A 20,845-nucleotide genomic window follows, 5' to 3' on the forward strand; every position below is an offset into this window, starting at 1 on the left:
CATGCACGTCCGCACAGCCAACGCCCCCGTCTCCTACGGGATCTACAGCACCGACACGGCCCCCCTGGCCCCGGACGAGCTGCTGGCGGCCTTCCGCACGGCCGGGTACGCGGGAACGGACAGCGGCCCCCTCGGCTACCTCGGTGAGGGCCAGGCCCTCGCGCGACGCCTGACCGCCCACGGACTGCGGCTGGCGGGCGGCTGGGCCGACCTGCGCTACGGCGGCGACCGCGACGACTTCGCCGCCGACCTGCGGGCCCTGGACCGCACGCTCGACACCTTCGCCTCGGTGCCGGTGGACGACGCGGTCTTCGCCCCGCGCCCCACCCTGGCCTGCCCCGCGCATCCGCGGCGCTTCGCGGCGCCGGGCACCCCCGTCGATCCGGCGCTGGGACTCACCGACGCGGAGTGGGAGCCGTTCGCCGCCGACGTGCAGACGGCCGCCGACCGCTGCCGGGCGCGCGGTCTGGAGCCGGTGTTCCACCCGCATCTGGGGACCGTGGTCGAGGCGCCCGACGAGACGCGCAGGCTGCTCTCCCGCACGGACGTCTCCCTCTGCCTGGACACGGGCCACTGGTGGCTGGCGGGCGGCGATCCCGCCGAGGCGGTCGCCGAGTGGGGGCCGCGCATCCGCCAGGTCCACCTCAAGGACGCCGACCGCCGGGCGCTCGCCCGGGTGCGCCGTGCGGGCGGCGACCTGTGGCGCGTGGTCGCCGAGGGCGGGTTCCGCGCGCTGGGCGAGGGGGAGATCGATCTCGCCGCCGTCGTGGCGGCGCTGCGCCGCGCCGGTTACGCGGGCTGGCTGGTCGTCGAGCAGGACACACCGCCGACCGGCCAGAACCTCGACCGCATCGCCGCACACCAGTCGGCCAACCGCCGGCTGCTCCAGGAAGAAGGGCTGTGCTCATGACCGTCTCCTCCGCACGGGACCGCCTGCGGATCGCCGTCGCCGGGCTCGGCGCCATCGCGCGCACGGCCCACCTGCCGCTGCTCGAACGCAGACGGGACCTGTTCGAGGTGACCGCGCTGTGCGATCTGTCGCCCGGCGCGCTGGCGGACGTGGGCGCGCGGTACGGCGTACCCGACAAGGACCGGCACGCGAGCACCGAGGCGCTGCTGGCCGGCGGCGGCTTCGACGCCGTGCTCCTGCTGACGTCGGGCTCGCACGGCCCCGCGGCCGAGGCGGCGCTCCGCGCCGGGTACGCCGTGCTGTGCGAGAAGCCGCTGGCGTTCACCCGCGCCGAGGCGGACCGGATCGCGGAGGCGGAGCGTGCCCAGCGGCGCGGACCGCGGCTGATGGTGGGCTACATGAAGCAGTACGACCCGGCCGCGCGGCGGCTGGCCGCGCTGCTCGGCGAGGCGGGCGGAGCCGACGCCGTCCGCTCCGCCGAGGTGTGCGTCCTGCACCCCACGGGCGGCGACCAGCTCGCCTTCGCCCGGCTGCCGGCCCCCTGCGACGACCTGGACGCCGAGGCGCTGGCGGTGCTGCGGGAGCAGGACGCCGCCTTGACGGACGCGGCGCTCGGCAGCGACGCCACCGAGGCGACGCGCTCCCTCTACCACACCGTCCTCGGCTCCATCAGCCACGACCTGTCGCTGCTGCGCATGGTGACCGGCGCGCCGACGAGCGTGGAGCTGGCCGAGACGTGGGGTGCCTCGGCGGCGGGCCCGGGCTCCGTGGAGCTGTCGGGCGGGCTGCCCGGCGGGGCGCGGTACACGATCCGCTGGCACTTCCTGCCCTCACACGCCTCCTACCGGGAGACGTTCGCGCTCCACCACGAGACCGGCAGCCTGCACCTCGCCTTCCCCTCGCCCTACCTGATGAACGCGCCGACGGTGCTGACCGAGACGGCGGCGGGCGCGGGCGAGGGCCCGCACGCCGAGCGCCGCGCCGAGTACAGATCGGTCACCGAGGCGTTCGAGGAGGAACTCGTCGCCTTCCACGCCATGGTCACCGACGGCACCCCGCCCCGCACCGGGGCGGCCGGGGCCGCTGAGGACCTGCTCACCGCGCAGCGCGCCGTGGCCGCGTACGCGGCCCGCCACCAGCTCCCCTGCGAAGGAGAGGCAGCATCCGCATGACCGACACGCCCCGGCCCGTCGACGAACTCGTCATCGTCCCGCACACCCACTGGGACCGCGAGTGGTACCTGCCCTTCCAGCGGTTCAGGCTCCAGCTCATCGGGCTGCTCGACACGGTGCTGGAGCGGATGGCGCAGGACCCGCGGCAGCGCTTCACCCTCGACGGGCAGGCCGTCGCCGTCGACGACTACCTCCAGGTGCGGCCCGAGCAGCGCGAGCGGCTGACCGGCCTGGTCAAGGAGGGACGGCTGGCCGTCGGGCCCTGGCAGATCCTGCTGGACGAGTTCCTGTGCTCGGGCGAGAGCATCGTCCGCAACCTCGAACTCGGGCTGCGCGCAAGCGCGGACATGGGCGGCGCGATGCCCGTCGGCTACCTGCCCGACATGTTCGGGCACTGCGCCCAGATGCCGCAGATCCTGCGCGGTGCGGGGCTCGAACACGCCTGCGTGTGGCGGGGCGTGCCGGCCGCCGTCGAGCGCCACGCGTTCGCCTGGACCGCACCGGACGGCACTGCGATCCGCACCGAGTACCTGGCGGCGGGCGGCTACGGCAGCGCGGCCGGGCTCTTCGACGACCCGGGGCAGGTCGCCGAGCGGGCCGGCGCCATCGCCGCCAAGCTGCGCCCCTGGCGCCCCGACGGCTCCCCGATCCTGGCCATGTACGGCTCCGACCACACGGCACCCGCCGCCGACCTGGCCGACCTGCTGGAGCGGCACAACGCGGCGGACGAGCACGTCACGCTCCGGCTGGCCACCATGTCCGAGTACTTCGCAGCGCAGCCCACCCACCTGGAGGGGCTGCGCGCCGTCCACGGGGAGCTGCGCAGCCACGCGCGGGCCAACATCCTGCCCGGCGTCCTCTCCGTCCGCGCCCCGCTCAAGCAGGCCATGGCGCGGGCCGAGCGCGCCGTCGAGCGCTACGCCGAGCCGCTGGCGGCGCTCTGGTTCGACGGCGCGGCCGAGCGCTTCCTCAAGATGGCCTGGGACCGGCTGATCGAGGTGTCCTGCCACGACTCGGTCACCGGGTGCGGCTGCGACGAGACCGCGCAGCAGGTCGCGGCCAGGATCGCCGAGGCGGAGCAACTCGGTCTCGCCGTGCGCGACATGGTGGCGGGCCCGCTGGCCGCCCGGGTGCCGCACGACGCCCACCTGCTGCTCAACCCGACGCCGGCCCACCGCACCGACCTGGTCGAGCTGGACGTGGCGGGCGAGGGCCCCGTCCACCTGATCGACGCGGACGGCACCGTCTTCCCCGCGCAGCGGCTCGCCTCCGCGCCGACGCCGCCGGCCGACGACACCGTCCCCGCCGAGCGGCTGCCCACCGTACTGGCCAGGGTGCACGGCAGCGAGCTGTACGGGCAGGAGATCACCGCCTGGCGCCTGGAGCCCGAGCGGCGGCTGCTGCACTTCACCGTGGCCCGCAGGAGCGCACTGCCCTTCGACGTCGCGGCGGTCCGCGAGGCGCTGGACCGGGCGCGGGCCGAGGGCCCCTGGCGGGTCGTGATCGAGGCCGAGCCCCGGCAGCGGGTGGCCGCGCTCGTCACGGCGCCACCGCTGGGCCACACCGCCGTGCGCGCCGTCCACGGGCCCGCGCCCGGCGGCCCCGTGCCGCACGGTGTCCGCGCCGAGGGCGGCCGGGTCCTGGACAACGGCCTGCTGCGGGTGGAGATCGCCGAGGACGGCACCTTCGCCGTGCGCGGCGCCGACGGTGTCACGCTGGCGGGTGCGGGACGCGTCGTGGACGGCGGCGACCTGGGCGACACCTACAACTACGCGCCGCCCGCGCGCGACGTCCTGGTGGAACACCCCGAGGAGGTCACCGTCCGCCCGGCCGGCGAAGGACCGCTGACCGGCGCCTTCGAGGTCGAACGCCGCTACGCCTGGCCGAGGACGGGGGACTTCGCCGCGGACGGCCGTACGCCGGACACCGAGCCGACGACCGTGACGACCCGGGTCGAGGTGCGCGCCGGGGAGCGGTTCGTGCGGCTGGCCGTCTCCTTCGACAACCGCAGCGACGACCACCGCGTCCGCATGCACGTTCCCCTGCCGCGCCGCGCCGAGGTGTCGTACGGAGAGGGGCAGTTCGCCGTCGTCGAGCGCGGGCTGAGCGCGGAGGGCGGTTTCGGCGAGGAGCCGCTGCCGACCTTCCCCGCCTCCGCCTTCGTGGCCGCCGGGGGCGCGGCGCTCCTGCTGGAACACGCCACCGAGTACGAACTCCTCGACGACGGCGCGCAGCTGGCCGTGACGCTCCTGCGGCCGACCGGGCAGATGTCCCGCAACCGGCACGTGTGGCGCGACGAGCCCGCCGGGGGCGAGTTCCCCACCCCGCAGGCCCAGTGCCGGGGGCTGCGGACGGTGACGTTCGGCCTGCTGCCGTACGCCGGGGAGTGGCACGAGGCGGGCGTCCACGCGGCGGCCGAGGCCTTCCGGCATCCGCTCATGCCCCTGCACGGCACCGGTACGGGCGCGGCAGCACTGCCCGCACCGGGCCGGGGACTGAGCGTGGCGGGCGAGGGCGTCGTCCTCTCGTCGGTCCGGGAGCGCGAGGGCGGTGCCCAGGTCCGGGTCGTCGCCCAGACGCCCCGCCCGACGGCGGCCGTCCTCTCGCTGCCAGGACTGCGGGCCGTCGAGCGGTGCGACCTGCTCGGCCGGGCCACGGCGGCGGGCGAGGCCCCGCGCCTCGACGGGGAGAGCGCCACCGTGGCGCTGCGCCCGTGGGAGATCGCCACCTTCCGGCTGGAGCGCTGAGCGCGCCCGGGAGCCCGTGCCCCGCCGACGGCACCCTGGAGGACCGGGTGCGCCATTCCGTTATGTCCAATCAGCGCCGCTATGTACCCTGAGTGGAGCACGGACGTTCCCCAGGCAGAGGGAAGGCGGATTCATGGCTGCGGTCGGCGGAGTGCCCTGTTGGGTGAGTCTGATGACCCCCGATCAACGGGCCGCCGAAGAGTTCTACGGACCCGTGCTGAGCTGGACCTTCCAGGCCTACTCCGACGGCCCCGACTCCCGGATCGCCACGGTGGACGGGCAACCGGTGGCCGGCTTCAACCAGCTGGCCGAGGGCGCCGGCCCCGAGGCCGAGCGCTGGTCGGTGTACTTCCACGTCGAGGACGCCGACGTGGTCGCCGAGCGCATCGCCGAGCGCGGCGCCACCGTCGCGGTCGGCCCGCTGCGCACGGGCGGCGGCCGCGCCGTCCTCGCGGCCGACCAGTGGGGCGCGCCGTTCGGGCTCTGGCAGGGCGACGGGCCCGCCTCGTGGGGCGTGGGCACGGGCCCGGCGCCCGCGTGGCTCCAGCTGCACACGCGCGACGCCTTCGCCGCCGCGGTCTTCTACGGGGAGATCTTCGACTGGATGGACGACCCCAGCCACGGCGTCACCTATGAGGAGCAGTACGACGAGATCGTCGTCAGGCTGGAAGGGCATCCGGTGGCCGGGCTGCGGGGCGGCGCACTGGAGTCGCCGCCGGACCCCAGGATCCGGACGCGATGGGAGCCGTACTTTCGGGTACCCGATCTTGACACGGCGGTCGATGCCGCGGAACGGGAGGGTGGCGAGGTCGTCACGCCGCCCAGGGAAGGCCCGCTGGGGCGGACTGTGACCCTCCGTGACCCCAAGGGCGCCTCCTTCTGTCTGCTCAGCACGTAAGGAGCACACCATGCAGGAGAACGACAAGAACGGCCCGATCCAGGACGACGAGGCCAAGAAGCGCCTCCAGGGCGACCTGCGTTCCAACCGCGAGGAGGGGCGCGAGATGGAGCCGTCGGCCGAGGACCAGCCCGAGGCCGACCGCGACCCCCGCGCCCTGCGCACCGGCGGCACACCCGCCGGGATGAGCGCGCGTGACGTGGAACTGCGCTCCGAGATCGCCCAGCACCTGGGCCGCCACCTGTACCCGACGGGGCGCGAGGAGGTACTGGACGCGCTCCGGGCCGAGCACGCGCCCGACCGGCTCGTTCAGCTGGCCGAGGGCCTGCCCGGCGACGCCCGGTACACCAACGTGCAGGAGCTGGTGGAGGCGCTGGGCCTGCACACCGAGGCGCACCGCAGCTGACAGCGGCCCGGGCGGCCGCCCGGGGCCGGCCCGACCGCCCGGGCCACCGCGGCCCGGGCGGTGAACCCCGCGCGGCACGTACCACCCGTTCGGGGGGACATGCCGGCCCGCTCGGGCGGGCAACGGGGAGCGATGAGCATTTTGCAGGACGTCGAGAGCAGGATGGAACGGATCTCGACCTCGCTGTGGGGGCTGCTGCGCCGCAGGAGCGGTGAGGAGCCCGTCGAGGTGATCGGGATGCTGCGCCGCGAGTGCGACAGCAACGCGGTGATCGTCGGCCGGGGCCGCACCGTGGTGCCCAACTCCTTCGTTCTGGAACTGCCCATCGACAGCTACGCCCGGCTGGAGGGCGAGGCGGGTGCCGTGGGCGAGCGGCTCGCCTCCGAGGTGCGGCGGCACGCGGCCCAGCGGCACTTCAGCTTCGCGGGGCCGGTCGCCGTCCGGCTGCGGCCACCCAGGGACGGCCACGAGCCGGTCCGCTACCGCCTCCACAGCAGCATCACGCCCCGCCCCTGACGGCGCCCCGGCGGAAAGAACGCACACATCCGAACACGGATGCACGTCCCCGCCATTGACACCCCGTGACCCCCTCCCTACTGTCACCCTCGCGATTTCGAACGACTGACGAAATATCGAACACGTCGGCGCCGCGACCTCGGTGCGGCAGCGAGTGACAGGGAGCGGCTCTCGTGCGTATCACCGGCATCAGCACCCATGTGGTCGGCACCCCGTGGCGGAACCTGACGTACGTCCAGGTCCACACCGACGAGGGGCTCACCGGCGTCGGCGAGACCCGGATGCTGGGCCACACCGACGCGCTGCTCGGCTATCTGCGCGAGGCCGAGGCCAACCACATCGCGGGCTCCGACCCGTTCCGCACCGAGGACCTGGTGCGCCGCATGAAGTACGGGGACTTCGGGCGGGCCGGCGAGATCGTGATGTCCGGCATCGCCTGCGTCGAGACGGCCTGCTGGGACATCAAGGGCAAGGCACTGGGCGTGCCCGTCTGGCAGCTGCTGGGCGGCAACGTCACCGACAGCGTGAAGGCGTACGCCAACGGCTGGTACACCACCGAACGCACCCCCGAGGCCTACCACCGCGCCGCCAAGGACGTCATGGCCCGCGGCTACCGCGCCCTGAAGATCGACCCGTTCGGCACCGGACACCTCGAACTCTCCCACCAGGACACGCGCTACGCCGTCTCGCTCATCGAGGCGGTCAGGGACGCCATCGGGCCCGAGGCCGAGCTGATGCTGGAGATGCACGGACGCTTCGCCCCCGCCACCGCCGTGCGGCTGGCCCGCGAGATGGCGCCGTTCCGGCCCGCGTGGCTGGAGGAGCCGGTGCCGCCGGAGAACCTCAAGGCGCTGGCCAAGGTCGCCGAGAAGGTCGAGACACCGGTGGCCACCGGCGAGCGCATCCACGACCGGATCGAGTTCCGCGAACTGTTCGAGAGCCAGGCCGCCGACATCCTCCAGCCCGACCTGGGCCACCTCGGCGGCATCGCCGAGACCCGCAAGCTGGCCGCCACCGCCGAGACCCACTACATGCTGCTGGCCCCGCACAACGTCGGCGGCCCGGTGCTGACCGCCGCCAGCCTCCAGGTCGGCTTCGCCACCCCCAACTTCAAGATCCTGGAACACTTCAACGACTTCGCCGACGCCGAGATCCAGCAGGTCGTCAAGGGCGCGCCCCGGGTCGATCCCGAGACCGGCTGCTTCGCCCTGAGCCACGCCCCCGGACTCGGCGTCGAGTTGGACGTCGAGGCGGCGGCCGCCTTCCCGCAGCAGCGGGCCCACTTCGACCTGTGGGCCGAGGGCTGGGAGACGCGGAACCCCACCGGCGGCACCAGGTGAGCGGGGACGCCGCCGTCGTCCTCGACGCGCCGGGCACCGTCCGCCTCACCCCGCACACACCGCGCCCGCCGGGCCCTGGCGAGGCCCTGGTGCGGGTGCGCGCGGCCGGGATCTGCGGCAGCGACCGCGAGCTGTACCTGGGCAGCCGCCCCGCACCGTACGCCCGCTACCCCGTCACACCGGGGCACGAGTGGTCGGGCATCGTCGCCGAGGTCGGCGCGGGGGTGCCCGAGGCGCTGGCGGGCCGCAAGGTGGTGGGGGAGGGGTTTCGCAACTGCCAGGTGTGCGCGCGCTGCCGCACCGGCGAGACCACGCTGTGCGCGGCCGGGTACGCCGAGACGGGCTTCACCGAGCCGGGGGCCATGGCCCCCACCCTCACGCTGCCCGCACGGCTGCTGCACCCGCTGCCGGACGAGGCGGATCTGGACGCGGCCGCGCTGCTGGAGCCGGCCGCGTGCGTGGCCGCCGCCGCGCTGCGCGCCGGGGTGCGTCCCGGCGACCGGGTGGCCGTCGTGGGGGACGGCACGCTCGGCATGCTGGCGCTGGGGCTGCTGGCGGCAGGATCGCCCGCCGAGCTGCTGCTGACCGGAGCACGGCCCGAACGCGCCGCGCTCGCCACCGCGTTCGGCGCCACCGGCTACCGGCACCACCAGGAGACCGACGGCCTCGGCGGCTACGACGTCGTCGTCGAGGCGGCGGGCGCCGCCGGGTCCGCACGGCAGGCGGCCGGGCTGCTGCGGCGCGGCGGCCGGCTCGTGCTGACCGGCCTGCCACCCGCGGCGGGCCCCGGGCTCGATCCGGCCGCGCTCGTCCTCGCGCAGACCGAGGTGCACACCGTCTTCGGGGCGCCGCCCGCCGCCTGGGCGCACGCCGTGCGCACCTTCGCCTGCGGGCTGCTCGACCCGCTGCCGCTGGTCACCCACAGGATGCCCCTGCGCGACTACGAGAAGGCCGTCGCCCTCGCCGGCGACGGCGCTCCCTCGGTCGGCAAGGTCCTGCTGCACCCCTGAACACCCTCTGAACACCCCACGGAAGCCGCCGAACGCCCCCGCCACTTCCGCCTCCTCGAAGGAGCCCGTGTGAGCACCACCGTCCGCCATCCCGGCGAACCCGCCCTCACCGCGCTCGGGCTGCCCGCGCCCGAGCCCGAACCCGCCGACACCTCCCCGCACGCCTTCCCCGACGGGGGCCTGTGGCGCACCGAGGTGCCCTCCTGCGAGGGGCCCGAGGCGCTGGCCGTCGTCCTGGAGGAGTCCGCACGCCTCGACGTGCCGCTGCACCGCATCAGCCAGGGCAGCGGCATCTGGATGCTCACCGACGCGGAGATCACCGAGATGGTCGAGGCGTGCGCCGCGCACCGGATCGAGCTGTGCCTGTTCACCGGGCCGCGCGGTACCTGGGACACGGGTGCCGCCACCCGCACCGAATCCGGCGGCGCCGGGCTGCGGGCGCGCGGGCACAGCGCGCTCGCCGGCTGCGTCGAGGACGCCGTGCGCGCCACCGAACTGGGGGTGCGCTGCCTGCTGGTGGCCGACGAGGGCGTGCTGTGGACGCTGCACCGCGCCCGCGCCACCGGTGTGCTGCCCGCCGAGGTGACACTGAAGGTCTCGGCGCTGGTCGGCCCGGTCAACCCCGCCTCGTACGCCGTCCACGAGCGGCTGGGTGCCGACTCGCTCAACGTGCCCAGCGACCTGACCCCGGGCCACCTCACGGAGATCCGCCGGGTGAGCGCGGCCCCGCTGGACCTGTACATCGAGGCGCCCGACGACCTCGGCGGCTACGTGCGGATGTACGAGCTGGCCGAGCTGATCCGGCGCGGCGCACCGCTCTACCTGAAGTTCGGTCTCGCCAAGGCGCCCGGCATCTACCCGTCGGGGCGGCATCTGCGCGAGACGGTGCTCCAGACGGCGCGCGAGCGGGTCCGCCGCGGCCGGCTCGCCCTCGACCTGCTGGCCCGGCACGGCGCCGACGGCGGTATGTCGCCGCTCGGGGCCCGGCTGCCGGGCGACCTGCACCGCTTCCCGCACGACGCGGAGCGATCCCGGCCCGGCCGGCGCACCGCGCACGCCGAGTCTTTGGAGGGGAACTGACCATGCGCACCCGCAGACGCCGCGTCGCCGCTTGTGCGGTGCTGGCCGCCGCACTCGTCGCCGGACTGACCTCCTGCGGCCAAGAGGCCCGCGGCGGCAGCCGCTACCAACCCGACAAGGGCAAGGGCGGCACCGTCGGCATCGCCATGCCCACCAAGTCCTCCGAGCGGTGGATAGCCGACGGCAAGAACATGGCCGAGCAGTTCCGCAAGGCCGGGTACAAGGCCGACCTCCAGTACGGCGACGACAAGGTCGAGAACCAGGTCGCCCAGCTCGAGAACATGATCACCAAGGGGCACCGGCTGCTGGTCGTCGCCGCCATCGACGGCTCGGCCCTCACCCACGTCCTGACGCGGGCCGCCGAGGCCCACATCCCCGTCATCTCCTACGACCGGCTCATCCTGGGCACCGAGAACGTCGACTACTACGCCTCCTTCGACAACGAGCGCGTCGGTGAACTCCAGGGCCAGTACATCCTCGACCGCCTGGGCCTGAAGAAGCCCGACGCCGACGCCGACGAGCGCCACACCATCGAGCTGTTCGCCGGGTCGCCCGACGACAACAACACCAAGTACTTCTGGAACGGCGCCATGAAGAAGCTGAAGCCGTACTTCAAGACGGGCCAGTTGGTGGTGCGCAGCAAGCAGACGAAGATGAACCAGGCCACCACCCTGCGCTGGGACGGCGGCACGGCGCAAAAACGCATGGACGACCTGCTCAGCAAGAACTACGGCAGCACCGACGTGGACGCGGTGCTCTCCCCCTACGACGGCATCTCCATCGGCATCATCTCCGCGCTCAAGAGCGCGGGCTACGGCACCAAGCGCCATCCGCTGCCCGTCGTCACCGGGCAGGACGCCGAACTGGCCTCCGTGAAGTCCATCGTGGCCGGCGAGCAGACCCAGACCGTCTTCAAGGACACCCGCAAGCTGGCCAAGCAGGCCGTCCAGATGAGCGACGCCGTCCTCACCGGAAAGAAGCCCGAGGTCAACAACACCACCGACTACGACAACGGGAAGAAGATCGTCCCCGCCTACCTCCTCAAACCCGTCTCCGTCGACAAGAAGAACACCCAGCTACTCGTCGACGAGGGCTACTTCACCAAGGAGCAGCTGCGGTGAGCCCCGCCGGCACGGGCCCCGTCCTGGAAATGCGGGGCATCACCAAGACCTTCCCCGGAGTCACCGCGCTCAGCGACGTCAACCTGACCGTGCGCCCCGGCGAGATCCACGCGGTCTGCGGCGAGAACGGCGCGGGCAAGTCGACGCTCATGAAGGTGCTCAGCGGCGTCCACCCGCACGGCAGCTACGACGGGGAGATCCGCCTGTTCGGCGAGCTGGTCGCCTTCAAGGACATCCGCGCCAGCGAGGCCCGCGGCATCGTCATCATCCACCAGGAACTCGCCCTCGTGCCCTTCCTGTCCATCGCGGAGAACATCTTCCTGGGCAACGAGCAGCGCACCGGCAGGCGCGGTGTCGTGGACTGGAACGCCACGCTCCAGCGGGCCACCCGGCTGCTTGGGCGCGTCGGACTGCGCGAGAACCCGCAGACGGCCGTCGCCGACATCGGCGTGGGCAAACAGCAGCTGGTGGAGATCGCCAAAGCGCTGTCCAAGGAGGTGAAGCTGCTGATCCTGGACGAGCCGACCGCCGCGCTCAACGACGAGGACAGCGCGAGCCTCCTCCAGCTCATCCTGGAACTGCGCGACCAGGGCATCGCCAGCATCGTCATCTCGCACAAGCTGGGCGAGATACGCCACATCGCCGACACCGTCACCATCCTGCGCGACGGCCGCACCATCGAGACCCTGACCGTGCGGGAACACCCCCAGCAGCCCGCCGAGTTGTCCGAGGACCGCATCATCCGCGGCATGGTCGGCCGCGACCTCGACCACCGCTTCCCCGACCGCACCCCCTACGAGGGCGACCACGCCACCGCGCTGGAGATCGAGGGGTGGACGGTGCGCCACCCAGTCGACCACCAGCGCAAGGTCGTCGACGACGCGTCGCTGACCGTACGGCGCGGCGAGATCGTCGGCATCGCGGGGCTGATGGGCGCAGGACGCACCGAGCTGGCCATGTCCGTCTTCGGCCGCTCCTACGGCCTGTACGAGGCGGGCACCCTGCGGGTCGCGGGCCGCCAGGTACGGGCGAAGACCGTGCCTGCGGCGATCGAGGCGGGTCTCGCCTACGTCACCGAGGACCGCAAGCGCTACGGCCTCAACCTGATCGACACCATCAACCGCAACATCTCGCTGGCGTCCCTGCCCGTCATGGTCAGGCGCGGCGTCGTCGACGAGCACCACGAGCGCTCCGTCGCCGAGCGCTACCGCGACTCCATGAACATCAAGGCGCCCACCGTGCACGAGCAGACCGGCCGGCTGTCCGGCGGCAACCAGCAGAAGGTCGTGCTCAGCAAGTGGATACACGCCGACCCCGACGTGCTGATCCTGGACGAGCCGACCCGGGGCATCGACGTGGGCGCCAAGTACGAGATCTACACCGTCATCGACGCTCTCGCAGCCCAGGGGAAGGCCGTGCTGTTCATCTCCTCCGAACTGCCCGAACTGCTGGGCATGTGCGACCGCATCTACACCATGGCGGAAGGCCGGCTGACCGCCGAGATCGCGCGGGCCGACGCCGGCCAGGAAGTCCTCATGCGCCACATGACCCGTCAGCAGCCCGCCGCCGGCGCCCGGAACAGAGACTGAGGCCCGCCATGACGACCACCACCCGCTCCCCGCACTCCGACACACCGCCCCAGCAGCCGTCCGCCGCCCGCTCGGCCGGCGCGGTGCTGATGGAGAACATGCGCGGCCACATGCGCCAGTACGGGATGCTCACGGCGCTGCTGCTCATCGTCGTGCTGTTCCAGATCTGGACCGACGGCACGCTGCTGCTGCCCAACAACGTCTCCAACCTGATCCAGCAGAACGGCTACATCCTCATCCTGGCCATGGGCATGATGATCGTCATCATCGCCGGGCACATCGACCTGTCCGTCGGCTCACTGGTGGCCTTCGTCGGCGCCATGGCGGCGGTGATGATGGTCAAGGGCGGCATGCCCTGGGGGCTCGCCCTCGCGCTCTCGCTGCTGATCGGCGCGGTCGCCGGCGCCTGGCAGGGCTTCTTCATCGCCTACGTCGGCATCCCGTCCTTCATCGTGACCCTCGCCGGCATGCTGCTCTTCCGCGGCCTGACGCAGATCGTGCTGGAAGGCCGCTCCCTGTCCCCGTTCCCCGGCGGCTTCCAGAACCTCGCCAAGGGCTTCATCCCCGAAATGGGCCCCTACACCCAGTACCACAACCCGACACTGGTGATCGGACTGGTCGCCCTCGTCCTGCTCCTACTGCGCGAACTCCGCGACCGCAAACGCCAGGTGGCGTACGAACTCGAGGTGCTGCCGACGGGGCTGTGGGTCGGCAAGTGCGTGGCCCTCGCCGCCGCCGTCATCGCCTTCACCCTGACGCTCGCCAGCTTCCACGGCGTGCCCGTCGTCATGCTGGTCATGGGCGCGCTGCTGATCGGCCTCGGCTACGTGATGCGCAACGCCGTGATCGGCCGGCACGTGTACGCGCTCGGCGGCAACAAGGCCGCGGCGAAGCTGTCCGGCGTCAAGGACCAGCGCGTCACCTTCCTCGTGTTCGTCAACATGGGTGTCCTCGCCGCGCTCGCCGGATGCGTCTACGCGGCCCGGCTCAACGCCGGCACCCCGCAGGCGGGCCTCAACTTCGAACTGGAGGCCATCGCGGCCTCCTTCATCGGCGGCGCGTCCATGAGCGGCGGCGTCGGCACGGTGATGGGCGCCGTCATCGGCGGACTCGTGCTGGGCGTGCTCAACAACGGCATGTCGCTGGTCGGCATCGGCACCGACTACCAGCAGGTCATCAAGGGCCTGGTGCTGCTCGCCGCGGTCGGCTTCGACGTCTGGAACAAGCGCAAGGCAGGACGCTGATGCCCTCAAGCGCCGGGCGGGCCGATTTCCGGCCCGCCCGGCGCCTTCAGCCGGGAGGTGCCCCAGGCGCTTGAGGACGAGCGAAGCGACACAACGGGGGGCCGGGTGGGGTCCGGGACGGCGTCCGGGGAGGAGCCCCCCGTCTCGGGAAGGGGCGGGATCGGGGAAGCCGCCGCGGACCTCAGCCCGCGAAGGGGGGTTGGGGCAGACCCCGACCCGCCTCCGGCAGGACGAAGAGCGAGCCGTCCAGCGGCGAGGGGGAGACCAACCCGGCGCGGGCCGAGGTGACGTAGAGGTCGGTGAGGCCGGCCCCGCCGAACGCGCACGCGGTGGGCCGCCGGACGGGCAGCTCGACGACCCTCTCCAGCGTCCCGTCCGGCGCGTAGCGCCGCACGGCCGCGCCGTCCCACAGCGCCACCCACACACACCCGTCCGCGTCGACGGCCAGCCCGTCGGGGAAACCCGCGCCCTCCTCGACCACCGCCAGCGGGCGGCGCCCCGTCACCAGCCCGTCCTCGCGCACGTCCCACACGTCGACGCGGCGGGTCGGGCTGTCCACGTGGTACATACGCGTGCCGTCGGGGCTCCAGCCGGTCCCGTTGGAGACGGCGACGTCCGCCAGGACGGTGGTCGCCGTGCCGTCCCCGGCGAGCCGCACCAGGGTGCCACCGCCCGGCTTCTCGTCGTAGCGCATCGTGCCCGCCCACAGTGCGCCGTCCGGGCCGACGGCGGCGTCGTTGCCGCGCCGCCCGGCGACCGGGTCGTGCAGCAGCCAGGTGAAACGCCCCTCGGTGTCGTACGCGCCGATCCCGTCCCGCAGGTTGACGACCAGCCCGCCGCCCGCGCGCGGTTTGGCGGCGCCCACGTGTGCCTCCGTCGCCAGTACGGTGCGCCGGCCGTCGGCGGGGTCGTAGGTGTGGACGCGGGCACCGAGGATGTCGACCCAGAGCAGACGTCCCCTCGCCGCGTCCCAGGTAGGTCCCTCGCCCAGCTCCGCGCGGGCCCGCAGCACCGTCGCCACACCCATCACAGCCCCCTGTGTCCCAGCCGTTCGGACAGTCGCGCGGCGCCGCTCCTGGCCAACTCCTCCAGCTCGGCGCGGCGTTCGGCGCTCCACCTGACCAACGGTACGGACACCGACAGCGCGGCCACCACCCGTCCGGAGCGATCCCGTACCGGCGCGGCCACACAGCTGACGTCCGGATTGGACTCGCTCTCCTCCACCGCCGTGCCGCGCTCGGCGATACGCCCCAACTCGGCGCGGAGCACGGCCGGGTCGGTGACGCTGTGCGGTGTCATGCCGTGCAGCTGCCCGCCCTCGGGGACACGCGCGGCCAGTGCGTCGGGCGTCAGGCACGCCAGCAGCATCTTGCCGACTGCGGTGCAGTGCGCGGGCAGCCGGCGCCCCGCGGCCGAGACCATCCGCACGGCCTGGGTGGAGTCCACCTTGGCGATGTAGATGACGTCTGCGCCCTCCAGGATCGCCACGTGCACGGTCTCCTCGCAGGTCTGCGCCACCGACCGGGCGACCTGCTGGCCCTCGGCCGCCAGGTCGAGCTGTTCGGCGTACCGGCTGCCGAGCTGGTAGGGGCGCACCCCGAGCCGGTAGTGGCCCGGCCTGCCGGGCACCGGCACCAGGTAGGAGCGGGCGGTGAGCGTGGCGACCAGCTCGTGGACGGTGGTGCGCGGCAGTTGCAGCCTGCGCACGATGTCCGGAGCGGTGAGCGTGCCGTCCCCCTCCAAGAACAGCTCGAGAATATCCAGCGCCCGGGTCACAGCGGGCACGAGCCGCCCCATGGAGGTCTCCTGTTCGTCCTGTTCGCTCTGTTCGAGATTTCAACACCGAGTCGAAGTCCCGAACAGTGTAGCGAGCGCGACGGCGCGGCACAGGGCGCGTGGCGGGGCCCGGGCGGCCGGACCCCGCGCGCCGGGGAGCGCACCCGTATACCGCGCACCCGGAGGTGTACGAAGCCGCCCCGCGGTCCACCCGGAGGGCATGAGGCACGCCAACCAGGATCCCGATCCCGACCCGGACCGCACCCCTGGACTGGAGCGCGGTGGACAGGTACCGCCAGGGGAGACCCCGCCGGCGGAAGGGAGCATGTCCGAGGCGGGTCCACTGGAGACCCACAACCCGACCAAGGGCTGGAGCAAAGGACCGCTCGTGCTGATCGCACTCGTGGTCGTCGTCTTCCTCGTCTTCTTCATCGGCTACCTCGTGGGCCTATAGCCGCAGCCGCAGCCGCAGCCGCAGCCGCAGCCGCAGGTGGCGGGCGGAACCCGTTGCGAGCCCGAGACGAGGGGCTTCCAGACGAGAGGTTTCTAGGGGCGGGCGAGGGTGCACAGGGCGCCGTGGGGGTCGCTCAGCGTGATCCGGCTCGCCCCTTCGACGTCCTCGGACGGCGCGAGGACCGTGCCGCCGTGGCGCTTCGCCGCTGCCGCCGCCTCGCCCGGATCCGCGGCGCGGAAGGTGACGACCCAGCGCGGGCGGGCACTCGGGTCGGGATCACCGGGGCTGGCGCCGGCCCGCAGACAGGCGTGCGGCCACCGCTCCGGCTCCCGCGGCCAGCCCAGCACCGCGCTGTAGAAGTCCAGCGCGGTGCCCGGGTCAGCAGTGCGCAGGCACAGTTCCGCGGGAGCCTCACCGGCACCCACGCTCCACTCCGGCGGCGCCAAGCCCTGCCACAGCCCGAACGCGGCGCCGCACGGGTCCGAGCCGAGGACCGTGCGGCCGTTGCCGAAGTCGACGGGGCCGACGGCCACCGTGCCGCCTCGCTCGCTCATCAGCTCCGCGGCCCTGTCCGCGTCCTCGACCAGGAAGAAGACCGTCCAGCGCGCGGGCAGGCCGCGCGCCGCGGCGGCCTCGTTCAGTCCCGCGACCGGCTGCCCGGCCGCGGTCGCCACACGCGCCTCGGGAGCCAGCGAGCCGCCCTCGAACGACCAGCCGAGCACCGCGCCGTAGAACTCCTCGGTGGCGTGCCGGTCGTCCGTGGTCACACTCACCCAGCAGGCGGTTCCTGATCGCTCGTTCATCTCGTCCTCCCGGCCTTCTCGCCCCACACGGCGGCGGCCGAAGCGGCCGCCGCGAGGCGGCCGGGTGCCCTGCCGCGCCGCGGACAAACGCCTGCCGCGTGGCCCTCCTCGCTCACCGTGCGTGGGTTTGCCGGCTACCCACCGCAAGCGGGCGCGACCTGCGAAGATGCCGCGCGGCGTGGTGTGTGTCACGGTGAAATGGGCCGCTGCTGATGCTGCGGCGACCGGCCCTGATCCTGTCCGGAAGCGGACTGGGGGATCGCTTCTCGCCCCTCTTGCACAGCACCCATGTGAGACGTGGGAGTGAGCAGCTCATGGACACCACACGGTTCCGCACCACCGAGGACCGCACCACGTCGGCCCAGGAGCCGTCCCGGGAGAGACAGGGGACGGACGGCGCCGAGGCAGCCACCACGCGGTCGAGGACCGCTGTCGATACCGCCGCGTCCCCTGCACCCCTGCGTACCCATCACGACGCCCCCGACACGGCAGCCGACTTCGCCGAACTCGTCCACCTGCCCGACGGGCCCGAACGCCGGCGGCTCCAGGACTGCGTGGTCACCGCCTGGCTGCCGATGGCGCACCGGCTCGCCCGCAAGTTCCGCAACCGCGGCGAGTCGCTCGAAGACCTCGAACAGGTCGCGGCGCTGGCCCTGGTCAAATCCGTCGAGCGGTACGACCCCGCCAGGGGCAACGCCTTCGAGACCTTCGCCATCCCCACCATCTACGGCGAACTCAAACGGCACTTCCGCGACAACATGTGGGAGATCCACGTCCCCCGACGCGTCCAGGACCTGCGCAACCGGGTACGCGCCAGCCTGCGCGAACTGGAGCTGACCAGCTCGGGGCGCTCGCCCACCGTGGCCGAGCTCGCCGCCCACGCCGGGCTCTCGGAAGAAGACACCCTGGCCGGCATGGAAGCCCTCCAGTGCTTCAACTCGCTCTCCCTCGACGCCCCCGTCTCCGCGGAGGCCGCCGGGGGCGGTGACGCCGCCGGCGACGGGGCCATCTGCCTCATGGACACCCTCAGCTCCGACGAGAGCGGCTACGACCACGTCGTCGACCGCGAAGCGGTGCGCTCCTGCCTGTGCCGGCTGCCCGAGCGCGAGCAGCGCCTCCTGTACCTGCGCTTCTTCGGGGAACTCACCCAGTCCCAGATCGCCCGCCGCCTCGGCGTCTCGCAGATGCACGTCTCGCGCCTGCTGACCGCGGCGTGCCGCCGCGTCCGCGAGGAGATCGAGCGGGAAGAGGCCGTCGACCCGCCCCGCGCCGCGGCCTGACAGGCCCGGGACGCGGGGCCTCGCGGGGTACCCGTACCGGCGGCCGGCCCCTACCGGACGGGAGGAGACCCGTATGCGCACCGCCCCCCGACGCCCGCAGGCCGTCGTCTTCGACGTGCTGGAGACGCTGATGCGGCTGGAGCCGCTCGGCGACCGGTTCGAGGAGATCGGGCAGCCCGCGGCCGCGCTCCAGCCGTGGTTCCTGCGCGTCCAGCGTGACTGCATGGCGCTGACGCTCAGCGGCGAGGTGGCTTGCTCCTCGACGTTCCTCGACGCCGCCCACCAGGCCCTCCGAGTGGAAAGCGGCCAGTCGGTCTCCGAGGCGGAGATCGAGCACGTGCTGAGCGGCCTCCCCCGGTTGCCGGCCCACCCCGACGCGCTGCCCGCGCTGCGCCGGCTGCGCGAGGCGGGGGTGCGGGTGGGCGCGCTGACGGTCGGCGACGCCGAGGTCACCCGCGCCTTCCTGGAGCACAACGGGCTCGCGCCGCATGTCGAGCAGGTCGTCACCGCGGCCGAGGCGGGCGCCTGGAAGCCGGCCCCCGAGGTCTACCGGGCGGCGGCGGAGCGTGTGGGGGCTCCGCCCGCGGCCACCGCGCTGGTGGCGGTGCACGCCTGGGACTGCCACGGCGCCAACCGCGCGGGCCTCCTCAGCGGCTGGTGCGCCCGCCTGGAGGGACGGCACAGCGCGATGTTCGCCGAACCCGACGTGGTGGGCGAGGACCTCGACCAGGTGGCCGAGGGCCTGTTGGGGCTTCCCACGGCTGGCACGCGGTGAGCGGCCCCGCCCGGAGGCGAACCGCCCCCGGCGCGCGGTGAGCCGACGCCTCGCCCGTCCGACTCGTGAGGGGCGAGGGCGCGCTCCAGCCTGTGCGGTGTGGTCGCACAACCGGTTGCTCGTGGGAAACAACCATCGGTTGTGCGGCTCTAGGATGCGCGGGTGGACACCGAGGCACTGCGTTCGTTCGTCCGGGCTGCCGAGCTCGGACAGTTGCAACAGGCGGCCGGCGAGCTGGGCGTGACCCAGCAGGCGGTCTCCAAGAGGATCGCCGCCCTGGAGCGCGAGCTGGAGGTCCGGCTGTTCACGCGTACCGCCCGCGGGGTCGAGCTGACGCTCGACGGGCAGGCGTTCCTGCCGCACGCGCGGGGAGTCGTCGCGGGTGTCGAGCGAGCCGTCACCGCCGTGCGGCCGGGTTTCCGGGCGCTGCGGGTCGATGTCCTCGGCCTGCGCAGCGCGCAGGCCGTCGTGCTGCACGACTACTGGCGCTCGCATCCGGAAGCCGACCTCGACGTGGTGACTCTCCGGGTCAACGACCCGCGGGTGGCGGCCGCCGCCGTCGCGGCGGGCGACGTCGACGCCTCGTTCCGCACCGTCACCGATCGGGCCGCGCTGCCGCCAGGCGTGCGCATGATCCCCGCCTTCGACTCGCCGCTGGAACTCCTCGTCGGCCCCGGACACCCGCTCGCCGCCGCGCGGACCCTCACGCCGCCGCGGCTGCGCAAGCACCGGATATGGGTGCCGGGCATCGCGCCGCGCAGCGAGTGGGCGGAGTTCTACGACCAGCTGACCACGGACTTCGACCTGCGCATCGACGCGGCAGGCCCGCACTTCGGGGACGAGGTGCTCCTCGACACCCTCGCGGACTCCCCGGACGTGGCCACGCTCGTCGGGGCACGCGACCGGTACGTCTGGCCGGTGGGCCACGACCTGCGCCGCATCCCTGTCGTGCACCCCACTTGGGCGTACCCGCTCTCGCTGCTGCTGCCCGAGACGAACCCCCACCCGGGGCTCCGCGGGCTCCTCACGCACCTTACGAGCCTGCCGGCGCTCCCCGGGGAGGTCTGGCGCCCGTCCTGGGCGACGTCGCCCGGGCTCGGCGGGCCCCGCGCCGTCACCACCGCACCGGAAGGGGCCGAACGTGTCAGGTGACCGTCTCATGCGCATCCACAGCGCCGAGTTCCGCGCCATGGCCGAGAGGGTCCTGCGGGCCACCGAACTCACCTCCCGCCTCAACGTCCTGCCGTTCGAGGACGACGCGGGCAAGGCGGACCTGTTCGAGCGGATCCTCGGATCGCCGCTCCCGGCCGGGGTGACGATCTACCCGCCGTTCTTCACGGACCACGGCCTGCGCCTCGACCTCGCCGAGCGCGTGTTCATCAACCAGAACTGCACGTTCCTGGACTACGCCGGCATCCGGCTCGGTGAGCGCGTGATGATCGGGCCCAAGGCCACGTTCATCACCGTCGGGCACCCGGTCGACCCGCAGGAGCGGCGGGGGTGGCTGAGCGGCGGGCCCATCGACGTGGCGGAGAACGTGTGGATCGGCGCCGGCGCCACGATCCTGCCCGGCGTCAGTATCGGCCGCGACGCCGTGGTTGCCGCCGGTGCGGTCGTGGCCGACGACGTACCGGCGGCGAGCCTGGTGACCGGCGGCAAGGCGAGCGTGCACAGGCGCTGGTGAGAGCCGGGCCCTGGCGTGCGAGCCGGGTCCCGGGGCGCGA

20 protein-coding genes are annotated in these 20,845 nt (G+C 73.3%); 17 read left to right on the plus strand and 3 right to left on the minus strand.

Annotated elements, in window-relative coordinates:
- Position 1: 1 nt before the first annotated feature.
- From DTL70_RS03995 to mmsB, 12 genes are all read left to right on the plus strand, one after another.
- The gene (locus DTL70_RS03995; RefSeq protein WP_114020422.1) at positions 2-910 is read left to right on the plus strand and encodes a sugar phosphate isomerase/epimerase family protein; all 909 of its coding nucleotides are present in this window, start codon (positions 2-4) and stop codon (positions 908-910) included.
- Positions 907-2,082, plus strand: coding sequence for a Gfo/Idh/MocA family protein (locus DTL70_RS04000; protein WP_114020677.1), 1,176 nt, complete (start codon positions 907-909; stop codon positions 2,080-2,082). Before DTL70_RS03995 ends, DTL70_RS04000 begins: the two co-directional genes overlap by 4 nt.
- Complete coding sequence (locus tag DTL70_RS04005) at positions 2,079-4,829, plus strand: glycoside hydrolase family 38 N-terminal domain-containing protein (protein ID WP_114020423.1); 2,751 nt, start codon at positions 2,079-2,081, stop codon at positions 4,827-4,829. Before DTL70_RS04000 ends, DTL70_RS04005 begins: the two co-directional genes overlap by 4 nt.
- 133 nt (positions 4,830-4,962) lie before the next feature.
- The gene (locus DTL70_RS04010) at positions 4,963-5,727 is read left to right on the plus strand and encodes a VOC family protein (protein ID WP_114020424.1); all 765 of its coding nucleotides are present in this window, start codon (positions 4,963-4,965) and stop codon (positions 5,725-5,727) included.
- A 10-nt stretch (positions 5,728-5,737) separates the two neighbouring features.
- A complete protein-coding gene (locus tag DTL70_RS04015) occupies positions 5,738-6,133 on the plus strand; it encodes a DUF2795 domain-containing protein (RefSeq protein ID WP_114020425.1) in 396 nt (131 codons plus the stop codon).
- A 132-nt stretch (positions 6,134-6,265) separates the two neighbouring features.
- On the plus strand, positions 6,266-6,649 hold the full coding sequence (locus DTL70_RS04020) for a DUF3662 domain-containing protein (RefSeq protein ID WP_114020426.1): 384 nt from the start codon (positions 6,266-6,268) through the stop codon (positions 6,647-6,649).
- Positions 6,650-6,822: 173 nt separating this feature from the next.
- Positions 6,823-7,989, plus strand: coding sequence for a mandelate racemase/muconate lactonizing enzyme family protein (locus DTL70_RS04025; RefSeq protein WP_114020427.1), 1,167 nt, complete (start codon positions 6,823-6,825; stop codon positions 7,987-7,989).
- Complete coding sequence (locus tag DTL70_RS04030; RefSeq protein ID WP_114020428.1) at positions 7,986-8,999, plus strand: zinc-dependent alcohol dehydrogenase; 1,014 nt, start codon at positions 7,986-7,988, stop codon at positions 8,997-8,999. The genes DTL70_RS04025 and DTL70_RS04030 overlap by 4 nt, the downstream gene beginning before the upstream one ends.
- A gap of 69 nt (positions 9,000-9,068) precedes the next feature.
- Positions 9,069-10,079, plus strand: coding sequence for a hypothetical protein (locus DTL70_RS04035; protein ID WP_114020429.1), 1,011 nt, complete (start codon positions 9,069-9,071; stop codon positions 10,077-10,079).
- 2 nt (positions 10,080-10,081) lie between these two features.
- Positions 10,082-11,200 (plus strand): multiple monosaccharide ABC transporter substrate-binding protein, encoded by a 1,119-nt coding sequence (gene chvE, locus DTL70_RS04040; protein ID WP_114020430.1) that lies wholly within the window; start codon positions 10,082-10,084, stop codon positions 11,198-11,200.
- Positions 11,197-12,789, plus strand: a complete 1,593-nt coding sequence (mmsA, locus tag DTL70_RS04045) for a multiple monosaccharide ABC transporter ATP-binding protein (RefSeq protein WP_425470311.1) — start codon at positions 11,197-11,199, stop codon at positions 12,787-12,789. Before chvE ends, mmsA begins: the two co-directional genes overlap by 4 nt.
- A gap of 8 nt (positions 12,790-12,797) precedes the next feature.
- The gene (gene mmsB, locus DTL70_RS04050) at positions 12,798-14,033 is read left to right on the plus strand and encodes a multiple monosaccharide ABC transporter permease (RefSeq protein WP_181860770.1); all 1,236 of its coding nucleotides are present in this window, start codon (positions 12,798-12,800) and stop codon (positions 14,031-14,033) included.
- A gap of 181 nt (positions 14,034-14,214) precedes the next feature.
- Here the strand turns inward: mmsB and DTL70_RS04055 are convergent, their stop codons facing one another.
- Positions 14,215-15,060: an SMP-30/gluconolactonase/LRE family protein gene (locus DTL70_RS04055; protein WP_114020431.1), complete on the minus strand. Its 846-nt coding sequence runs from the start codon at positions 15,058-15,060 to the stop codon at positions 14,215-14,217.
- A complete protein-coding gene (locus DTL70_RS04060) occupies positions 15,060-15,830 on the minus strand; it encodes an IclR family transcriptional regulator (protein WP_114020432.1) in 771 nt (256 codons plus the stop codon). Before DTL70_RS04060 ends, DTL70_RS04055 begins: the two co-directional genes overlap by 1 nt.
- A 199-nt stretch (positions 15,831-16,029) precedes the next feature.
- Between DTL70_RS04060 and DTL70_RS04065 the strand changes: the two genes are divergently transcribed.
- Positions 16,030-16,263 carry a DUF6480 family protein gene (locus DTL70_RS04065; protein WP_114020433.1) on the plus strand — a complete coding sequence of 78 codons (234 nt, stop codon included), beginning with the start codon at positions 16,030-16,032 and terminating at the stop codon, positions 16,261-16,263.
- A gap of 92 nt (positions 16,264-16,355) precedes the next feature.
- Here the strand turns inward: DTL70_RS04065 and DTL70_RS04070 are convergent, their stop codons facing one another.
- On the minus strand, positions 16,356-17,036 hold the full coding sequence (locus tag DTL70_RS04070) for a VOC family protein (protein WP_245978988.1): 681 nt from the start codon (positions 17,034-17,036) through the stop codon (positions 16,356-16,358).
- A 344-nt stretch (positions 17,037-17,380) separates the two neighbouring features.
- On the opposite strand from DTL70_RS04070, the gene DTL70_RS04075 reads away from it, so the two are divergent.
- From DTL70_RS04075 to DTL70_RS04090, 4 genes are all read left to right on the plus strand, one after another.
- Positions 17,381-18,346, plus strand: coding sequence for a SigB/SigF/SigG family RNA polymerase sigma factor (locus DTL70_RS04075; RefSeq protein ID WP_114020435.1), 966 nt, complete (start codon positions 17,381-17,383; stop codon positions 18,344-18,346).
- A 73-nt stretch (positions 18,347-18,419) separates the two neighbouring features.
- The gene (locus DTL70_RS04080) at positions 18,420-19,121 is read left to right on the plus strand and encodes a haloacid dehalogenase type II (protein ID WP_114020436.1); all 702 of its coding nucleotides are present in this window, start codon (positions 18,420-18,422) and stop codon (positions 19,119-19,121) included.
- 162 nt (positions 19,122-19,283) lie between these two features.
- Positions 19,284-20,273 carry a LysR family transcriptional regulator gene (locus DTL70_RS04085; RefSeq protein ID WP_114020437.1) on the plus strand — a complete coding sequence of 330 codons (990 nt, stop codon included), beginning with the start codon at positions 19,284-19,286 and terminating at the stop codon, positions 20,271-20,273.
- Complete coding sequence (locus DTL70_RS04090; protein WP_114020438.1) at positions 20,263-20,805, plus strand: DapH/DapD/GlmU-related protein; 543 nt, start codon at positions 20,263-20,265, stop codon at positions 20,803-20,805. The genes DTL70_RS04085 and DTL70_RS04090 overlap by 11 nt, the downstream gene beginning before the upstream one ends.
- Positions 20,806-20,845: the final 40 nt, after the last annotated feature.

The sequence above is a fragment of the Streptomyces diacarni genome (assembly GCF_003323715.1).
Classification (GTDB): domain Bacteria; phylum Actinomycetota; class Actinomycetes; order Streptomycetales; family Streptomycetaceae; genus Streptomyces; species Streptomyces diacarni.

Excerpts from the sequence above, each read along its gene's own strand:
- DTL70_RS04055 (WP_114020431.1), bottom strand. The coding sequence starts at position 15,060 with ATGGGTGTGGCGACGGTGCTGCGGGCCCGCGCGGAGCTGGGCGAGGGA.
- DTL70_RS04005 (WP_114020423.1), top strand. The coding sequence starts at position 2,079 with ATGACCGACACGCCCCGGCCCGTCGACGAACTCGTCATCGTCCCGCAC.
- DTL70_RS04000 (WP_114020677.1), top strand. The coding sequence starts at position 907 with ATGACCGTCTCCTCCGCACGGGACCGCCTGCGGATCGCCGTCGCCGGG.
- DTL70_RS04060 (WP_114020432.1), bottom strand. The coding sequence starts at position 15,830 with ATGGGGCGGCTCGTGCCCGCTGTGACCCGGGCGCTGGATATTCTCGAG.
- DTL70_RS04065 (WP_114020433.1), top strand. The coding sequence starts at position 16,030 with ATGAGGCACGCCAACCAGGATCCCGATCCCGACCCGGACCGCACCCCT.
- DTL70_RS03995 (WP_114020422.1), top strand. The coding sequence starts at position 2 with ATGCACGTCCGCACAGCCAACGCCCCCGTCTCCTACGGGATCTACAGC.
- mmsB (WP_181860770.1), top strand. The coding sequence starts at position 12,798 with ATGACGACCACCACCCGCTCCCCGCACTCCGACACACCGCCCCAGCAG.
- chvE (WP_114020430.1), top strand. The coding sequence starts at position 10,082 with ATGCGCACCCGCAGACGCCGCGTCGCCGCTTGTGCGGTGCTGGCCGCC.
- DTL70_RS04075 (WP_114020435.1), top strand. The coding sequence starts at position 17,381 with ATGGACACCACACGGTTCCGCACCACCGAGGACCGCACCACGTCGGCC.
- DTL70_RS04020 (WP_114020426.1), top strand. The coding sequence starts at position 6,266 with ATGAGCATTTTGCAGGACGTCGAGAGCAGGATGGAACGGATCTCGACC.
- DTL70_RS04080 (WP_114020436.1), top strand. The coding sequence starts at position 18,420 with ATGCGCACCGCCCCCCGACGCCCGCAGGCCGTCGTCTTCGACGTGCTG.
- DTL70_RS04010 (WP_114020424.1), top strand. The coding sequence starts at position 4,963 with ATGGCTGCGGTCGGCGGAGTGCCCTGTTGGGTGAGTCTGATGACCCCC.
- DTL70_RS04015 (WP_114020425.1), top strand. The coding sequence starts at position 5,738 with ATGCAGGAGAACGACAAGAACGGCCCGATCCAGGACGACGAGGCCAAG.